We start from the raw sequence: 16,154 nt of genomic DNA, 5'->3' as shown, positions 1-16,154 counted from the left end.
CCACGCCCGACAACCTGTCGCGGAATCGCCCCCTCCACGGAACAGGACGCCGATACCGCTTCCGCATCGCGGACATTTACGCTCACTGGCATGACCCCTCAGTCCAGCCCCCAGGCCGGCGCCGCCGTGAAGGCCGCGGACCGCGCGCATGTCTTCCACTCCTGGTCCGCCCAGGAGCTCATCGACCCGCTCGCCGTGGCCGGCGCGGAGGGGTCGTACTTCTGGGACTACGACGGCAAGCGGTACCTCGACCTCACCAGCGGGCTCGTCTACGCCAACATCGGCTACCAGCACCCGAAGGTCGTCGCCGCGATCCAGGAGCAGGCCGCACACCTGACCACCTTCGCGCCCGCCTTCGCGATCGAGGCCCGCTCGGAGGCGGCCCGGCTGATCGCCGAGCGGACCCCCGGCGACCTGGACAAGATCTTCTTCACCAACGGCGGGGCGGACGCGGTCGAGCACGCCGTGCGCATGGCCCGGCTGCACACCGGGCGCGCCAAGGTGCTGTCCGCCTACCGCTCGTACCACGGCGGCACCCAGCAGGCCGTGAACCTCACCGGCGACCCGCGCCGCTGGGCCTCCGACAGCGCGACGGCCGGGGTCGTCCACTTCTGGGCGCCGTACCTGTACCGCTCCCGCTTCTACGCGGAGACGGAGGAACAGGAGACCGCGCGGGCGCTCGAGCACCTGGAGACGACGATCGCCTTCGAGGGGCCGGGGACGATCGCCGCGATCATCCTGGAGACCGTCCCGGGCACCGCCGGGATCATGGTCCCGCCGCCCGGCTATCTCGCCGGGGTGCGGGAGCTCTGCGACCAGTACGGGATCGTCTTCGTCCTGGACGAGGTCATGGCCGGGTTCGGGCGCACCGGTGAGTGGTTCGCGGCCGACCTGTTCGGTGTGACGCCCGACCTGATGACCTTCGCCAAGGGTGTGAACAGCGGATATGTGCCGCTCGGCGGGGTCGCCGTCTCCGGCGCGATCGCTGAGACCTTCGCCAGGCGGCCCTACCCGGGCGGTCTGACGTACTCCGGGCACCCGCTGGCCTGCGCGGCCGCCGTCGCGACGATCAACGTCATGGCGGAGGAGGGCATCGTCGAGAACGCGAAGAACCTGGGCGCCTCGGTCGTCGGGCCGGGGCTGCGGGAACTCGCCGAGCGGCACGCCTGCGTCGGCGAGGTGCGCGGGGTAGGCATGTTCTGGGCCCTCGAGCTGGTGAAGAACCGGGAGACCCGCGAGCCGCTCGTGCCGTACAACGCGGCGGGCGAGGCCAACGCGGCCATGGCCGCCTTCGGCGCAGCCGCCAAGAAGGCCGGGGTGTGGCCGTTCGTGAACATGAACCGCACCCACTTCGTGCCGCCGCTCAACGTCTCCGAGTCCGAGGTCAAGGAGGGTCTCGCGGCCCTGGACGCGGCGCTTTCGGTGGCCGACGCGTACACGGACTAGGACCGGGCGAGGGCCGGGCGAGGACCGGTTCCGTCCCTTCGGCGGCCCGGTGGCGCGGAGGGTACTCGTCCAAGGTCTTGATTTCGTCGAACGCGTAAGGTGGCGTGCTCGTACATACCCACGAGCACGCCACTTTTCTCGCACCCGACGATGGAGACGCCCCGACCATGCCCGGCAGCACCGGCAACGGAGCCGTGACGCGCAGCACCCTGCGACAGCAGATCGCCGACGCGCTTCGCGACGAGGTGCTGGGGGGACGGCTCCAGCCGGGCCAGGAGTTCACCGTCAAGGAGATCGCCGAGCAGTACGGCGTCTCCGCGACCCCCGTCCGCGAGGCCCTCGTCGACCTCTCCGCGCAGGGCCTGCTGGAGGCCGACCAGCACCGGGGCTTCCGGGTCCACGAGTACTCCGCCGAGGACTTCCGGGGCATGATCGAGGCGCGCAGCCTGATCATCGAGGGGATGTTCCTCGCCCTGGACGAGGGCCGTCAGCGCCACCACGACTACGAGGACCCGCGGACCGCCGCCGCCATAGCGGGGGTGCGCCGCCGCGGCGAGGAGGCGCAGCGGGCCGCGGCCGCCGGTGACCTCACCGTCCTCATCGGCTACGACCTGCGCTTCTGGCGCGAGCTGAGCGCCCTCTTCGGCAACCCCTATCTCGCCGACTTCCTGCACCGGCTGCGGCTCCAGTCCTGGGTGTGCACGGTGCAGCACCTGCGCCGGCCGACCGATCTGCGCGGCCGGCTGTGGTCCGGCCACACCGAACTGGTCGACGCCCTGTACGACCGCGACACCGTCACCGCCCGGGCGATGCTCGCCGAGTACAACGACGACTCCATCGCCCTGATCGAGCGACTGGCTGCGGAATGAGCAGGGCGGACGCCCCCGGCACGCCCGCTCCCGCGCACCGCACCACGCCCGTCGAACTCTCCGTCGTCATCCCCGCCTTCAACGAGGAGCGCCGGCTCGGCCCCACCCTGGACGCCGTCACCCGCTACCTCGACGCGGGCGGGAGCCACTGGCGCACCTGGGAGATCCTGGTCGCCGACGACGGTTCCACCGACGCCACCCGCGAGCTCGTCACCGTCCGCCGCGACCCCCGGGTGAAGCTCGTCGCGGGCACCGGCAACCGGGGCAAGGGCCACGCCCTGCGCCGCGGCGTCGCCGCGAGCCGGGGCCGCCAGGTACTGGTCACGGACGCCGATCTCGCCACTCCCGTCGAGGAGTTGGAGCGCCTGGAGAAGGCGCTCGCCGACGGCAACGCGGCGGCGATCGGCTCGCGTGCCGTCCCCGGCGCCACCCTCGGCGACCGCCAGCACCGGACACGCGAACTCGCGGGCCGGGCGGGCAACCTGCTCATACGCCGGACGACCCTGCGGGGCACGCGCGACACCCAGTGCGGGTTCAAGCTGTTCGACGGCGACAAGGCCCGCGCCGCCTTCACCGCCTCCCGCCTCAACGGCTGGGCCATCGACGTGGAGGTGCTGCGCCACTTCCAGCGGGCCGGCTGGCCGGTCGCCGAGGTGCCCGTGCACTGGTCGCACCAGCCCGGCTCGAAGGTCCGCCCCGCGGACTACCTCCGGGTCCTGCGCGACCTGGTCCGGCTCCGGATCCCGGTGCCGGGACCCGCGGACATCGTTGCCGTCCTGCTGTTCCTCGCGATGGCGGTGGCCCTCTACTCCGGCCGCCTCCCCGACCCGGCCCACCGCTATCTCACCGACTCCCTCCAGGACCAGAACCAGTGGGAGTGGTTCTTCGCGGTGACCGCCGACAACATCGCCCACCTGCGCAATCCCCTGTTCACCGGCCTCCAGGGCGCCCCGGCCGGCGTGAACCTGATGGCCAACACCACCATGCTGGGCCTGTCCGTCCCGCTCACGCCCGTCACGCTGCTGCTCGGCCCGGCCGTCACGCTCAGCCTGGTGATGACGCTGGGCCTGGCCGCGACGGCCGTCGCCTGGTACCGGCTGATCGTGAAACGGCTCGTCCGCCAGCGTGCGGCCGCCTTCGCCGGAGCCGCGCTGGCCACGTTCGCGCCGCCCATGATCAGCCACGCCAACGCGCACCCGAACTTCGTCGTGCTGTTCATGATCCCGCCGATCATCGACCGCGCGCTGCGGCTCACGGCCGGTGAACGGGCCACCCGCAACGCGGTCGTCCTCGGCCTGATGGCGGCCTGCCAGTTCTTCCTCGGCGAGGAGCCGCTGCTGCTCGCCGCGATGGGCATGATCCTGTTCGCGGTCGCCTACGCGGCCGTACGCCCCGACGTCGCGCGGAAAGCCGTACGGCCCCTGCTGAACGGCCTGGCGGTCGCCGCCGCCGTCTGCCTCCCGCTCGTCGTCTACCCGCTGGCCTGGCAGTTCTCCGGCCCGCAGAGCTACACCGGCATCGACCACGGCAGCGCGCCCGGCGTCGCCAACTCCGTCCGGGCGCTGCTCTCCTTCGCCGAGCGTTCCCTGATCGCGGGCGACGCCCACCGCGCCGACGCCCTCTCCCTGAACCCCACCGAACAGAACGCCTTCTACGGCTGGCCGCTGGCGCTGCTCGCGTTCGCGATCACGGTGGGACTGTGGCGGCGGCCGGCGGTCAGGGCACTGGCCGGCACGGCGGCGGCCGCGGCCCTGCTGTCCCTCGGCTCGCGCATCCCCCTCCCGCTCACCGACACCACCGTCCCCGGCCCCTGGGCGCCGCTCGCCGGCCTGCCCCTCTTCGATTCGGTCATCGAGAGCCGGGTCGCGCTGGTCTGCGCCCCGCCGCTGGGCATGCTGCTCGCCCTGGCGATCGACCGCCTCGCACGGGCCCGCCGGCTGGGCACCCAGTACGCCGGTCTGCTCGCCGTCTGCCTCGCCCTGCTCCCCCTGGTCCCCGCCCCGCTGAAGTCCGCGCCGCGCGCCGAGGTGCCCGCCTTCTTCACCGACGGCACCTGGAAGACGTACGTCCGGGGCGACGAGACCCTGGTGCCGGTGCCGCTCGCCGAACCAGAGGACGCCGAGGCGCTGCACTGGCAGACGGCGGCCGGCCTCGGCTTCCGGATGCCCGGCGGCTATTTCAACGGCCCCCTGGGCGACGGCGACCGCACCGGCGTCTACGGCGTCCCGCTGCGCTTCACGGCGAGTCTGCTGCGGGACGTCCGGTACACGGGCGTGGTCCCGGTGATCGACGCCCGGGCCCGGGCCGAGACCCGCGAGGACCTCGCGTACTGGCGGGCCGGGGCGCTGGTGCTGGCCCCGCAGCCGCACGAGGACCGGCTGCGTGAGACGGTGGAGAAGCTGGTCGGCCGGCCGGGTAGGCGGGTGGCCGGAGTGTGGGTATGGGACCTGCACGAGGGGAGCTGACGCGGGTCGCACCGACTAGTCTTCCCTGACCGGTCACCGTACTGAGTGAGGAGCTCTCTTTGGCCTGTGACCTGTGGCTGGTGCCACTCGTCGACGTGTTGTGCCACACCCCCGACAATCCCTTCGCCGACGAACTCGCCCAGTACAACAAGGTGCTGGCCGAGGCGGGTCTGCCGCCCGTGCCGGTGTACCAGTACATGCCGGGGCTGTCCGGCGAGGTCGCCCCGGTGGCCGGCTTCGACTACGACGCCCTGCACTTCCTGCGCCGCGCCTACCTCCTCCAGGTGTGCGGGCTGCCGGTGACGCCGGTGGACGAGCTGGGCGGCGACTACGAGCAGCTCCTGGAGATGTTCGAGGCGACGGCCCAGCAGTCGCACCTGGTCTGGCACTACGACCACGCGGGCGCCTACGTTCCCGTCGACTTCCCGCAGCCTCTGTCCAACGACGAACTCCTCGCGGGCGGCGGACCCCTCGGTTCCGCGCAGTCCCTGCTGCGGGAACTGGAGTTCGTGGCCCCGTCGATCGGCATCGATCCGGCCAATCCGCCGCTGGCTCCCCAACCGCCCTCCGGACCCACGGAGTTGGAGGAACCCGCCATTCCGGCGCCCTACGATTCCAGCCCCTTCGCGCGCGAGCGGCACGTCTGGCTCGGGCTGCACGCGGCGGCGACCCGGAGTCTGGCGCAGGGGTCGATGATCGTGTTCAGCTGAGCGGTCGGGTCGAGCGCGGGCAGGCAGGCAGGTCCTGCGGGCGGTCAACGGCCTCGTGATATGCCCGTATGCGGCATTCGTCCCTCGCTGCGGGACCGGGGCGGCCGACGTCGGAAGACGGCCGTGCCGGCCTGCGTCGGCTTCCGCGGATCTCGTTGGTGGAGCTGCAGGCAACGGGCCATGGGCCGGTCAAGGACGTCCAGGACCGGCCCAAGCCGACGTACCGCCGTCGGGCCCCCGACGTACTGCCGTCGGCGGCCCGTCGGGCCTTTGTCGGGACTACAGGAACGAGTTGATCTCGATCGTCTCGTCCCGGCCCGGGCCCACGCCGATCGCGGAGATCGGGGCGCCGGACATCTCCTCCAGCGCCTTGACGTACGCCTGGGCGTTCTTCGGCAGGTCGGAGAAGGACTTCGCCTTGGTGATGTCCTCGGACCAGCCGGGCAGGGTCTCGTAGATCGGCTTCGCGTGGTGGAAGTCGGTCTGCGAGTACGGGAGTTCCTCGACGCGCTTGCCGTCGATCTCGTACGCCACGCAGACCGGGATCTGCTCCCAGCCGGTGAGGACGTCGAGCTTCGTCAGGAAGAAGTCCGTCAGGCCGTTCACGCGGGTCGCGTAGCGGGCGATGACCGCGTCGAACCAGCCACAGCGGCGGTCACGGCCGGTGGTCACGCCCCGCTCGCCGCCGATGCGGCGCAGCGCGTCGCCGTCGTCGTCGAACAGTTCCGTCGGGAAGGGGCCCGAGCCGACGCGGGTCGTGTACGCCTTCAGGATGCCGATGACCCGGCTGATCTTCGTCGGGCCCACGCCCGCGCCCGTGCAGGCGCCGCCCGCGGTCGGGTTCGACGAGGTGACGAAGGGGTACGTGCCGTGGTCGATGTCGAGGAGCGTGCCCTGACCGCCCTCGAAGAGGACGACCTTGTTCGCATCGAGCGCCTGGTTGAGGAGCAGGACCGTGTCGGTGACGTACGGAGCGAGCTTCTCCGCGTAGCCCAGCAGTTCCTCGACGACCTGGTCGACGGCGATCGCGCGGCGGTTGTACAGCTTGGTCAGCAGCTGGTTCTTGCCGTCCAGCGCCGCCTCGACCTTCTGGGTGAGGATCGACTCGTCGTACAGGTCCTGGACCCGGATGCCGACCCGGTTGATCTTGTCGGCGTAGGTCGGGCCGATACCGCGCCCGGTGGTGCCGATCTTGCGCTTTCCGAGGAAGCGTTCCGTCACCTTGTCGACAGTGACGTTGTACGGGGTGATGATGTGCGCGTTGCCGCTGATCAGCAGCTTCGACGTGTCGACGCCGCGCTCGTTCAGACCGCTCAGCTCGGAGAGCAGGACCGACGGGTCGACAACGACACCGTTACCGATGACCGGCGTACAGCCGGGTGACAGAATTCCCGAAGGGAGCAGGTGGAGTGCGTACTTCTGGTCGCCCACGACGACCGTGTGGCCGGCGTTGTTGCCGCCCTGGTAGCGCACTACATAATCCACCGAGCCACCGAGAAGGTCGGTGGCCTTTCCCTTGCCTTCGTCACCCCACTGAGCACCGAGCAGCACAAGTGCGGGCACGCGCGTACACCCCTTCCGGGTGGGGCATGTCCAAGGCCAGGGGCGTACGCGGTGGCTCTTTCCACCGCGTGCACCACGTGCACCGCGACCGTCGTCGGTCGCCGCTTGTCGGACCCGGATGCCCCGGAATAGACCAAGCCCCTGGCGCAATAGCGCAAGGGGCTCTTGCACAAAGATGCTACCCGAGGAAGCGAGGCAGGACCGAGGTGGCGACTTCTCCCACGTCCGATCAGCTGCTGGTGATCATCGATCCGGTCGCCCGGCGCACGGACGGGGAGTCCGTTCGAATCGCGAAAGACGTGCTCAGCGCGGGTGCGGCGAGTACGAAGGTGTGCCTCCCCGAGGGCCCGGAGGAATTCGCCCGGGTGCTGGCCCGGCGGGGCTCGCGGCGGCCGGTGGTCGTCGGCGACGACCGGGCGCTGATGCGGACGGTGGCCCTGCTGCACCGGCAGCGGGCCCTGGCCGAAACCGTGCTGTCGGTGGTGCCGGTGGGCGCCGCCCTGGGCGTCGCGCACGCCCTGGGGGTGCCCACGGGGGCGGTGGCGGCCGCCCGGGCCGTCCTGGACGGCGCCGAGCGGCGTCTGGACGTACTGGTGGACGACAGCGACGGGGTGGTGCTGGGCGCGCTGCGGATCCCGCCGGTGCCGCTCGCTCCGCAGTCGGAGCCGGCCGTGGCGGAGGCAGGGCTCGCGCAGGGCGGCGGCCACCCCTGGCTGCGGACCTACCAGTCCCTCGTCCGGACCCTGGTGCCGGCACGGCCGTCGCGGCTCTCCGCAGCCCCGGCCCCGCCCGGCCCGGCCCGGCTGCGGATCGAGGTCGACGGGGTGACGCTGATCGACCTCGACCAGCCGGTGGAGGCGGTGTCGGTGACCCTGGGGCCCTCCGGCACGGCGGTCGTGCGGGTACGGCCGCTGTCCCTGGGCGCGGTGGTGGTGCCTCTGGAGGCCCGGGGGCGGACGGTGACCGTCTCGGGCGCGGACTTCCGCTACCGGGCGGACGCGATGATCGCGGGACCGGTACGGCGGCGCACCTGGACGGTGCGCGAGGGGGCGTTGGGGCTGATGCTGCCGGGGCGGTGAGTCAGGCCGGGCCACCACATCAGCCAGGCACCTGTGCCGTACGTCTCCTCGGGGGCAAACCAGCCGCCGCTCATGGCGGTCACTCGGCTACAGCGTCGTCGCCGGATTCGTCCTTCAGGGCCACGCCCGTCCGCCCCAGCTCCCGCGCCCTCGCCAGCAGCGCGGCCAGCTTCGCCGCCGCCACCTCGTAGGCCAGTCCCAGTGGCGGGCGGATGTTGGACAGGCAGTTGCGGTCGGCGTCGGTCGTGACGCCCGGCACGGGCCGGTGGGTCAGGTACGCGCCCAGTGAGTCCGCCGCCGACATGCCGGGGCGTTCGCCGACGAGGAGCACCACGGCCGTGGCGCCCATGGCGTGCGCGATGTCGTCGCCGAGGGCCACCCGGGCCTGTTCGGCGAGGACGACGGGCGCCACCCGGGTGCCGGACGGCAGCCGCGCGGTCGTCGCCCGGATCATCGCCGCCGCGTGCTCGTGCACCGCCCGGCTGGAGAGCCCGTCGGCGACCACGAAGACGACGTCCCACTCGCCCGTGGGCAGATGGGCCCGGTCGACGGGGTGCAGACGGCGGCCCAGGTCGGGGCGCTGGAGGTAGGTGAGGCGGTCGGGGGCGGCGCTGCGGACCCGGACCACCGGGGTGCCGGTCAGCCGCGCCGCCACCGCGTCCGGGTCGAACGGCGAGTGCACCGCGTCCCGGGCGGCGGCGTGCGCGGCCTGGAGCTCCAGGCGGTGCCGGGTGGGCAGCGCGGAACCGGCCCGGCCCAGGCCGATACGGGCCTGGGTGCGCAGGCGAAGCGACGCCCACAACTCGCCCTGGCCGTCGCCCGAGCCGCCCTGTCCATCGCTCAACCCGCCCTGGCCGTCGTCGATCCGGCTGTCTGTCACCTGGCTGATGGTCATGCCGCGAGCTCCCGTCCGGTGGCGCGTCCGGCGGTCCCGGCGGAGGCGATCTCCGTCAGTGGGTGTGCCGTTCCGGACAGTTCGCGGATGCCGCCGCGCTCGTCCAGCAGCCCGATCGATTCCAGCCATGCCTCGAACTCCGGTGCCGGGCGCAGTCCCAGCACCTCCCGCAGGTACAACGCGTCGTGGTACGAGGCCGACTGGTAGTTGAGCATGATGTCGTCGCCGCCCGGGGTGCAGATCACGAAGGAGGCGCCGGCCACGCCGAGCATCGTCAGCATGGTGGCGATGTCGTCGTCATCGGCGTCGGCGTGGTTGGTGTAGCAGATGTCCAGGCCCATGGGCAGGCCGAGCAGCTTGCCGCAGAAGTGGTCCTCGAGGGCGGCGCGCAGGATCTGCCGGCCGTCGTAGAGGTACTCGGGGCCGATGAAGCCGACGACCGTGTTCACCAGCAGCGGGTCGTAGCGGCGGGCCACCGCGTACGCCCGCGCCTCGACCGTCTGCTGGTCGAGCCCGTGGTGCGCGCCGGCGGAGAGGGCGCTGCCCTGCCCGGTCTCGAAGTACATGACGTTCCGGCCGACCGTCCCCCGGTCCAGGGCCAGCGCCGCCTCGTACGCCTCGTCGAGGAGGCCGAGGGTGACCCCGAAGGAGGCGTTCGCGGCCTGGGTGCCGGCGATGGACTGGAAGACGAGGTCGACGGGGGCGCCCCGCTCCATCAGGTCCACGCTGGTGGTGACGTGGCACAGCACGCAGGACTGGGTGGGGATGGCGTACCGGCCGATCACCCCGTCGATGAGTTCCAGCAGGTCCCGTACGGCCTTCGGGCTGTCGGTGGCCGGGTTGACGCCGATCACCGCGTCGCCGGAGCCGAGCAGGAGGCCGTCGAGGAGGGCGGCCGCGACGCCCGCGGGATCGTCGGTCGGGTGGTTCGGCTGCAACCGGGTGGCCAGCCGGCCGGGCAGCCCGATGGTCGACCGGAACGCGGTCACCACCCGCACCTTGCGCGCCACCGCCACCAGATCGGCGTTCCCCATCAGCTTGGAGACGGCGGCCGCCATCTCCGGCGTGAGCCCGGGGGCGAGAGCGGCCAGCGTCACCGCGTCCGCCGCCTCCGACAGCAGCCACTCCCGCAGCTGACCGACCGTCATCGACGCCACCGGCGCGAAGGCGGCCGGGTCGTGGGTGTCGAGGATGAGCCGGGTGACGTCGTCGTCCTCGTAGGGGATCAGGGGGCGGGTCAGGAAGTCGGTCAGCGGCACCTCCGCCAGCGCCCAGCGGGCCGCGACCCGCTGCCGGGCGTCGTGCGCCGCGAGACCGGCCAGACGGTCGCCGGAGCGTTCGGGGCTCGCGGCGGCGAGCAGCCGGGCGAGCGAGTCGAAGCGGTACCGCTCGCCGCCGAGGGTGGAGGTGTAGGCGCTCATGGCGGCGACCGTACGAGGCGCGTGTTGCCGCCAGATTTCTAAAGGTCTGGTTGACAAGCATTTAACGTCCCGACACCCTTGGCGGACTCATTCGGGCTACAGAGTTCCGGTCCAGCACACCCGTGGACGACCAGGAGAGGGGCCACCCCGATGGCAGTGGACGAGGGCGTCGCCTCAGCGGCGGACACAACGGCGGGCACAGCGGCGACATCAGGCGAGGAAGGCACTGTTCACCGGCTCAAGCCCAACGCCATCGGCCTGCTCGGGGTGGTCTTCATGGCCGTCGCGACGGCCGCGCCGATCACCGCGATGACCGGCAACGTGCCCTTCATGGTGTCGTCCGGCAACGGCATCGGGGCCCCGGCGAGCTACCTCGTCGCAATGGTCGTCCTGGCAATCTTTTCCGTCGGCTTCACCTCGATGGCGAAGCACATCACCTCGACGGGCGCCTTCTACGGCTTCATCTCCTACGGCCTCGGCCGCTCGGTCGGCCTCGCCTCGGGGCTGCTCGCGACCTTCGCGTACGTCGTGTTCGAGCCGGCCCTGATCGGCATCTTCTCGACCTTCGCCACCACCACGCTCCACGACCAGACGGGCCTCGACATCCCCTGGTGGGCGTTCGCGGTGCTGATGCTCGCCGTCAACGCGACGGGCACCTGGTTCGGCGTCTCCGTCGCCGAGAAACTGCTCGTCGTCCTGCTCGCCACCGAGGTGACGGTCCTCGCGGCGATGGCGATCTCGGTCGCCCTCCACGGCGGCGGCCCGGACGGCTTCAGCATCGATCCGGTCAACCCGGTCAACGCCTTCCAGGGGACCAGCGCGGGCCTCGGGCTCTTCTTCGCCTTCTGGTCGTGGGTCGGCTTCGAGTCGACGGCGATGTACGGCGAGGAGTCGCGCAACCCGAAGAAGATCATCCCCAAGGCCACGATGATCTCGGTGCTGGGCGTCGGCGTCTTCTACGTGTTCGTCTCCTGGATGGCCATCACGGGCACCGGCCAGTCGGACGCCGTGCAGGTCGCCACCGACAACCCGCTGGGCCTGTTCTTCAACCCCACCGAGCGGTACGTCGGCCACTGGGCCGTCGACGTCATGCAGTGGCTGATGATCACCGGTTCGCTGGCCTGCGGCATGGCCTTCCACAACTGCGCCGCCCGCTACATGTACGCCCTGGGCCGCGAGGGCGTCCTGCCCTCCCTGAAGAACACCGTCGGCCGCACCCACGCCCGGCACGGCTCCCCGCACATCGCGGGCCTGGTCCAGACCGTCGTCTCGGCCGTCCTGATCGGCGCGTTCTGGGCGGCCGGCAAGGACCCGTACACCGGCACGTACGTGCTGCTCGCGATCCTCGGCACGATGGCGATCCTGGTGGTGCAGGCGGTGTGCTCGTTCGCCGTGCTGGTCTACTTCCGCTCCCACCACCCCGAGAGCCGGCACTGGTTCAGGACGTTCACCGCCCCGCTCGTCGGCGGCGTCGCGATGCTCGCCGTGGTCACGCTGCTGGTGTCCAACATGGGGGTCGCGGCGGGGCCGGAGTCGGGTTCGCTGGTGCTGAAGGCGACGCCGTGGCTGGTCGCGCTGATCGCGGTGGCCGGCGTCGGCTACGCCCAGTACCTCAAGCGGCGGGACCCGTCCCGCTACCTGCTGCTGGGCCGCACGGTGCTGGAGGAGACGAAGGAGCGCTAGCGGGAGCGCCCGGCGGGAAGCGCTACCTGGCTCACCCGTCCACAACCTCCCGGGACCGCCGCCGGGTCGTCCGGGCACGGCCCCGGCCGGATGGGGAACCCGCCGCCGGGTCGTCCGGGCACGGCCCCGGCCGGATGGGGAACCCGCCGCCGGGTCGTCCGGGCACGGCCCCGGCCGGATGGGGAACCCGGGGCGGCCGACGCACGTCCGTCCCAGGCATGGGACAACGTACGCAGGCCGCCGGCGGCTGCCTCGCCATGGCACTCGGGTGGGGCGCGGGACTCACGGTGTGGTCCGTCGACGTCCGCGCCCGCCTCTGGCGCTTCGAGCAGGCACCCGACTGGAGCGTCCTCTACGAAGAACTGCCGCTCGCCCTGCTGGGCGGGACGGCCGCGGGCCTGGCTCTGTGGGCCGTGTTCGCCCGCCTCGCAGGCCGCCGCCTCAGAGGGTCACGCTGAGCCCCTCAAGACCCCGGATCACGAAGGCCGGCTTGCGCAGGGGCTCCGCCGCCAGGGCCAGGGTGGGGGCCCGTTCCAGCAGTGCCGTCATCGAGGCGGCGAGCTCGATCCGGGCCAGCGGGGCGCCGATGCAGTAATGGATGCCCGCGCTGAAGGAGATGTGCGGGTTGTCGGCGCGGCTGAGATCGAGCCGGTCCGGGTCGGCGAAGACGGCCGGATCGTGGTTCGCCGACCCGAAGAGCATGGCGATCTCGGCCCCCCGGGGCACGGTGGTCCCGTCGATCTCGATGTCGTCGAGCACCCACCGCTCGAAGAGCTGGAGCGGAGTGTCGTACCGCATCAGCTCCTCGACGGCCGTCGGGACGAGCGAGTGGTCGGCGCGCAACGCGGCCAACTGCTCCGGGTTCCTGAAGAGCGCCCACCACCCGTTGACGGTGGCGTTCACCGTCGCCTCGTGCCCCGCGTTGAGCAGCAGCACGGCGGTCGAGATCATCTCCTGCTCGGTGAGCCGGTCGCCCTCGTCGTGCGCGGCGATGAGACCGGAGATGAGATCGTCGCCGGGCTCCTTGCGCCGAGCGGCGATGAGCTCCAGCAGATACTCGGAGAACTCGACGGAGGCCCGCACCGCCCGCGCCGCGGTCTCCTTCGACGGGCTGAGCTCGTACATCCCGCAGATGTCCGCCGACCAGGGCCGCAGCGGCCCCCGGTCCGACTCCGGGATACCGAGCATCTCCGCGATCACGGCGACGGGCAGCGGCTCGGCGACATCGCTGAGCAGATCGCCCCCGCCCGCCTCCACCAGCCGGTCCACCAGCTCCCCGGCCAGCCGCCGCACATACGGCTGCAGCCGCTCCACCGTGCGCGGGGTGAAGGCCTTCGACACCAGCCGCCGGATCCGCGTGTGGTCGGGCGGCTCCAGGTCGAGCATCCCGTGATCGTTGAGCGTGTGGAACGGCTCCTGCTCGGCCGGGGGAGCCGTCCGCCCGAAGTCCTCGTGCGTGAACCGGTGCTGATACGTCCGCCCGAGCCTGCGCTCCCGCAGCAGCGCCGAGACATCCGCGTGCCGTGGCACCAGCCACTGGTCGGTCGGCTCGTAATAAATCACCCGCCCCCGCTCCCGAAGCTCGGCATAGGCCGGGTAGGGGTCCGCCACGAACGCGGGATCCCAGGGATCGAAGGAGAGAGCGTCAACTACTGCCATGAACGGACGCTAGCCGGTGAGCGGGCTCCTGACCAGGGGGGTCTGGATGGGGCGACGCTCAGACACGGGCGCCGGCCGCGGCGACCGGGTCGCCCACTTCGGCGGCAGGTTCTTGGAGCACATCCCTGAGATCGAGTTCAAGTACGACGGCTCGGTGGAGCGCACGGCGCGGATCCTCGCCGACGCGGGCTTCGACGTGGACTGGGATGCGGGCGCGCGCGCCTTCATGAGTCCGTCGCCCAGGCCACTTCGAGGACGTAGAGACGGACCACGTCGTCCGAGGCCTCCCAAGGGGGATTCCTGGGGCGTGCGGGGGTCTGCCAGCACGCTTCTTCCTGGGGGAACGGGAGGCAGTGACCGGCCGCGCGGCTGCGTCTGGCCCATCTGCGCCAGCGCGCCTCGCGTGGGTCCGGCAGTCGCCATACGTACGGGTCCGGCGTCCGTACGTCCGGGACCGCGTCCCAGTCCCATTCGTTCGCCACGAGACCGTTCTTGTGCCGCAGTCCGGCGAACGCCTCATGAATCCGCCGGAACATGGGCCCTCTCCGCCCTTTCCGCGAGCGTGAACCGGGCCCACACGCACTTCGTGTGCCGCTGCTGTACGTGCCCCCAGGCACCGGCCAGCCGCTCGACGAGCGCGAGGCCGCGTCCGCCCTCGTCGTCCGGGCCGCAGGCGCGAGGCGCGGGCAGTCGGTCCCGGTCCGGGTCGTAGACCTCCAGGAACAGGTACGGCCCTTGGAGATACAACGTGATGCCGACCTGAGCGTGGGACACCCGGCAATGGGTCACCGCGTTGGTCACGAGCTCGTTCGCCGACAGGGTGACGGCGTCGGCGAGTTCACCGCTGACACCCCAGTCCGCGAGGACCTTCCGGACCTGATTCCGGGCGACCGACACGTGTCTTCTGTGCTTGGGGATACGGAAGGTCTCGGTTTCGGGCATGGGGGTGCCGTCCCTCCTGACGTCTCGTCAAGCTGCGCTCGTCCGTGGCGCCTGCTTGAAGGTAGGGCCGAATTCAGGACGCGTACAACCTCAACCAATGAATACATGCAGTCGTCGCACTCGATCGTGTGATGCAGCCGCGAGGTTGCCCCTGATGTGACATGGTTTTCGGAGCAGAGGGGAGAACTCATGCCCGCAGGTGGACGGCCGACGGTACGCAGCAGGCGCCTGGGCTTGGCACTCAAGAGGTTTCGGCAGGCAGCCGGCTTCGACCAGCCGAAGGCCGCCGAGCTGATCGCGTCAAGTCAGGCCAGGATCAGTCGCGTCGAGAGCGGGCATGCGACCCCGCGCGTCATCGAAGTGCGACTTCTGTTGGACGCCTACGACGTGACCGATACGGACGTCCGCGAAAAGCTGGAGGAGTTGGCCAAGCACTCGAAGAACCGCGGCTGGTGGCTCGAACACGCGGAACATCTGCGACCGGACTACTTGGACCACATCGCGTTGGAGGACGACGCGACGTACATCCGCCAGTGGCAACCGGCGCTGGTGCCCGGACTTCTACAGACCCCGGCCTACGCGGAGGCGATCATCGCCGCAGGGCCCGACTATGTCGCCCCGGACGTGCTCGACCAACTGGTGAAGGTAAGGGAGGCCCGCCAGACGAAGATCGGGGAGGGCGGAGCCTCGTATGCCGCCATCTTCTGGGAGACAGCGGTCGTACACCCCTTGGTGAGCACCGAGACCCACCGGGAACAACTGTCCTCGATCCTCACGGTCGCGAAGAGGAAGAACATCACTGTGCAGGTGTTGCCGCTCAGCGCAGGCGTCCTGGTGGCTTCGATCCCCGCCTTCTCCTCCTTCAGCTTCGACTCCGAACCGGCCGTCGAGGCCGTGACGATGGAGAACCTGCGGGGCACGTCCGTGCTTGAAGCGCCGGAGGATCTCGCGGCTTACGGCAATGCGTTCGACCTACTACGATCGGCAGCACTGTCACCCGAGGCGAGCGCGCGACTTATCCGGGACGTACTGCGGAGCATGAAGGAAGTCTGATCGTGACCGAGGTTGTGGGCCCTTTTCGGAAGTCGTCCTATTCCGCTCAGCAGGGCGACTGCGTCGAGGTCGCGCCCACAGCCACCGGCGGCCGTGCCGTCCGCGACAGCAAGGAACCGCACGGCCCCCTCCTCACCGTCTCCTCCAAAAGCTGGGCCGCGTTCCTCCGCCAGTTCGGGTGACGTGGAGCGGGCGCTCCACGGGAGTCGTGCCCCGTCCGGAGCAGTGGATTCACTTGCAGAAACGATCAACGGACCAGGCCCCGCCGTGTCCCCTAGGTTCTGTCTGATAATTGATCTTGTGGTGGGTCGTGGTGAGCTGACGGATGTGGCGTGGGAACGGATAGCGCCGCTGCTGCCGGGTGTTGAT

15 protein-coding genes are annotated in these 16,154 nt (G+C 71.0%); 9 read left to right on the top strand and 6 right to left on the bottom strand.

The window, feature by feature from the left end; all coding sequences use genetic code 11:
* Nucleotides 1–90: 90 nt before the first annotated feature.
* The 4 genes from ACFWBD_RS17365 to ACFWBD_RS17350 all read left to right on the top strand — a co-directional run bounded on the left by ACFWBD_RS17365 (nt 91) and on the right by ACFWBD_RS17350 (nt 5,490).
* Nucleotides 91–1,446: an aspartate aminotransferase family protein gene (locus ACFWBD_RS17365; protein WP_385667439.1), complete on the top strand. Its 1,356-nt coding sequence runs from the start codon at nt 91–93 to the stop codon at nt 1,444–1,446.
* Between the two features lie 167 nt (nt 1,447–1,613).
* A complete protein-coding gene (locus ACFWBD_RS17360) occupies nt 1,614–2,315 on the top strand; it encodes a GntR family transcriptional regulator (protein WP_385667438.1) in 702 nt (233 codons plus the stop codon).
* On the top strand, nt 2,312–4,780 hold the full coding sequence (locus tag ACFWBD_RS17355) for a glycosyltransferase (RefSeq protein WP_385667437.1): 2,469 nt from the start codon (nt 2,312–2,314) through the stop codon (nt 4,778–4,780). The genes ACFWBD_RS17360 and ACFWBD_RS17355 overlap by 4 nt, the downstream gene beginning before the upstream one ends.
* 59 nt (nt 4,781–4,839) lie before the next feature.
* Nucleotides 4,840–5,490 carry a hypothetical protein gene (locus ACFWBD_RS17350; protein ID WP_385667436.1) on the top strand — a complete coding sequence of 217 codons (651 nt, stop codon included), beginning with the start codon at nt 4,840–4,842 and terminating at the stop codon, nt 5,488–5,490.
* 279 nt (nt 5,491–5,769) lie between these two features.
* Here the strand turns inward: ACFWBD_RS17350 and ACFWBD_RS17345 are convergent, their stop codons facing one another.
* The gene (locus tag ACFWBD_RS17345; protein ID WP_351766989.1) at nt 5,770–7,053 is read right to left on the bottom strand and encodes an adenylosuccinate synthase; all 1,284 of its coding nucleotides are present in this window, start codon (nt 7,051–7,053) and stop codon (nt 5,770–5,772) included.
* Between the two features lie 206 nt (nt 7,054–7,259).
* Here ACFWBD_RS17345 and ACFWBD_RS17340 point away from each other — a divergent pair, with 206 nt between their 5' ends.
* A complete protein-coding gene (locus ACFWBD_RS17340) occupies nt 7,260–8,132 on the top strand; it encodes a diacylglycerol kinase (protein ID WP_385667435.1) in 873 nt (290 codons plus the stop codon).
* 79 nt (nt 8,133–8,211) lie between these two features.
* Here ACFWBD_RS17340 and eutC read toward each other — a convergent pair whose 3' ends face one another.
* Together eutC and ACFWBD_RS17330 are read right to left on the bottom strand one after the other, a co-directional pair.
* Nucleotides 8,212–9,027 carry an ethanolamine ammonia-lyase subunit EutC gene (gene eutC, locus ACFWBD_RS17335; RefSeq protein ID WP_385667434.1) on the bottom strand — a complete coding sequence of 272 codons (816 nt, stop codon included), beginning with the start codon at nt 9,025–9,027 and terminating at the stop codon, nt 8,212–8,214.
* Entirely contained in the window at nt 9,024–10,448 is a 1,425-nt protein-coding gene (locus tag ACFWBD_RS17330) for an ethanolamine ammonia-lyase subunit EutB (RefSeq protein ID WP_385667433.1), read from the bottom strand. Before ACFWBD_RS17330 ends, eutC begins: the two co-directional genes overlap by 4 nt.
* Before the next feature lie 150 nt (nt 10,449–10,598).
* Between ACFWBD_RS17330 and ACFWBD_RS17325 the strand changes: the two genes are divergently transcribed.
* Complete coding sequence (locus ACFWBD_RS17325) at nt 10,599–12,131, top strand: APC family permease (RefSeq protein WP_385667432.1); 1,533 nt, start codon at nt 10,599–10,601, stop codon at nt 12,129–12,131.
* A 218-nt stretch (nt 12,132–12,349) separates the two neighbouring features.
* Nucleotides 12,350–12,589, top strand: coding sequence for a hypothetical protein (locus tag ACFWBD_RS17320; protein WP_385667431.1), 240 nt, complete (start codon nt 12,350–12,352; stop codon nt 12,587–12,589).
* Here the strand turns inward: ACFWBD_RS17320 and ACFWBD_RS17315 are convergent.
* The 3 genes from ACFWBD_RS17315 to ACFWBD_RS17305 all read right to left on the bottom strand — a co-directional run bounded on the left by ACFWBD_RS17315 (nt 12,573) and on the right by ACFWBD_RS17305 (nt 14,732).
* A complete protein-coding gene (locus ACFWBD_RS17315) occupies nt 12,573–13,790 on the bottom strand; it encodes a cytochrome P450 (RefSeq protein WP_385667430.1) in 1,218 nt (405 codons plus the stop codon). The two genes, ACFWBD_RS17320 and ACFWBD_RS17315, sit on opposite strands and share 17 nt — an antisense overlap.
* Before the next feature lie 224 nt (nt 13,791–14,014).
* On the bottom strand, nt 14,015–14,326 hold the full coding sequence (locus ACFWBD_RS17310; RefSeq protein WP_385667429.1) for a hypothetical protein: 312 nt from the start codon (nt 14,324–14,326) through the stop codon (nt 14,015–14,017).
* Complete coding sequence (locus tag ACFWBD_RS17305; protein WP_384116871.1) at nt 14,307–14,732, bottom strand: ATP-binding protein; 426 nt, start codon at nt 14,730–14,732, stop codon at nt 14,307–14,309. Before ACFWBD_RS17305 ends, ACFWBD_RS17310 begins: the two co-directional genes overlap by 20 nt.
* Before the next feature lie 189 nt (nt 14,733–14,921).
* Between ACFWBD_RS17305 and ACFWBD_RS17300 the strand changes: the two genes are divergently transcribed.
* The gene (locus tag ACFWBD_RS17300; protein ID WP_385667428.1) at nt 14,922–15,785 is read left to right on the top strand and encodes a helix-turn-helix domain-containing protein; all 864 of its coding nucleotides are present in this window, start codon (nt 14,922–14,924) and stop codon (nt 15,783–15,785) included.
* 2 nt (nt 15,786–15,787) lie between these two features.
* Nucleotides 15,788–15,967 (top strand): DUF397 domain-containing protein, encoded by a 180-nt coding sequence (locus ACFWBD_RS17295; RefSeq protein ID WP_385667427.1) that lies wholly within the window; start codon nt 15,788–15,790, stop codon nt 15,965–15,967.
* Nucleotides 15,968–16,154 lie beyond the last annotated feature (187 nt).

It is taken from the genome of Streptomyces sp. NPDC060002 (genome assembly GCF_042737245.1).
Classification (GTDB): domain Bacteria; phylum Actinomycetota; class Actinomycetes; order Streptomycetales; family Streptomycetaceae; genus Streptomyces.
The sequence above is the reverse complement of the archived record's forward strand: the minus strand, read 5'-3'. Positions and strand labels throughout refer to the sequence as shown.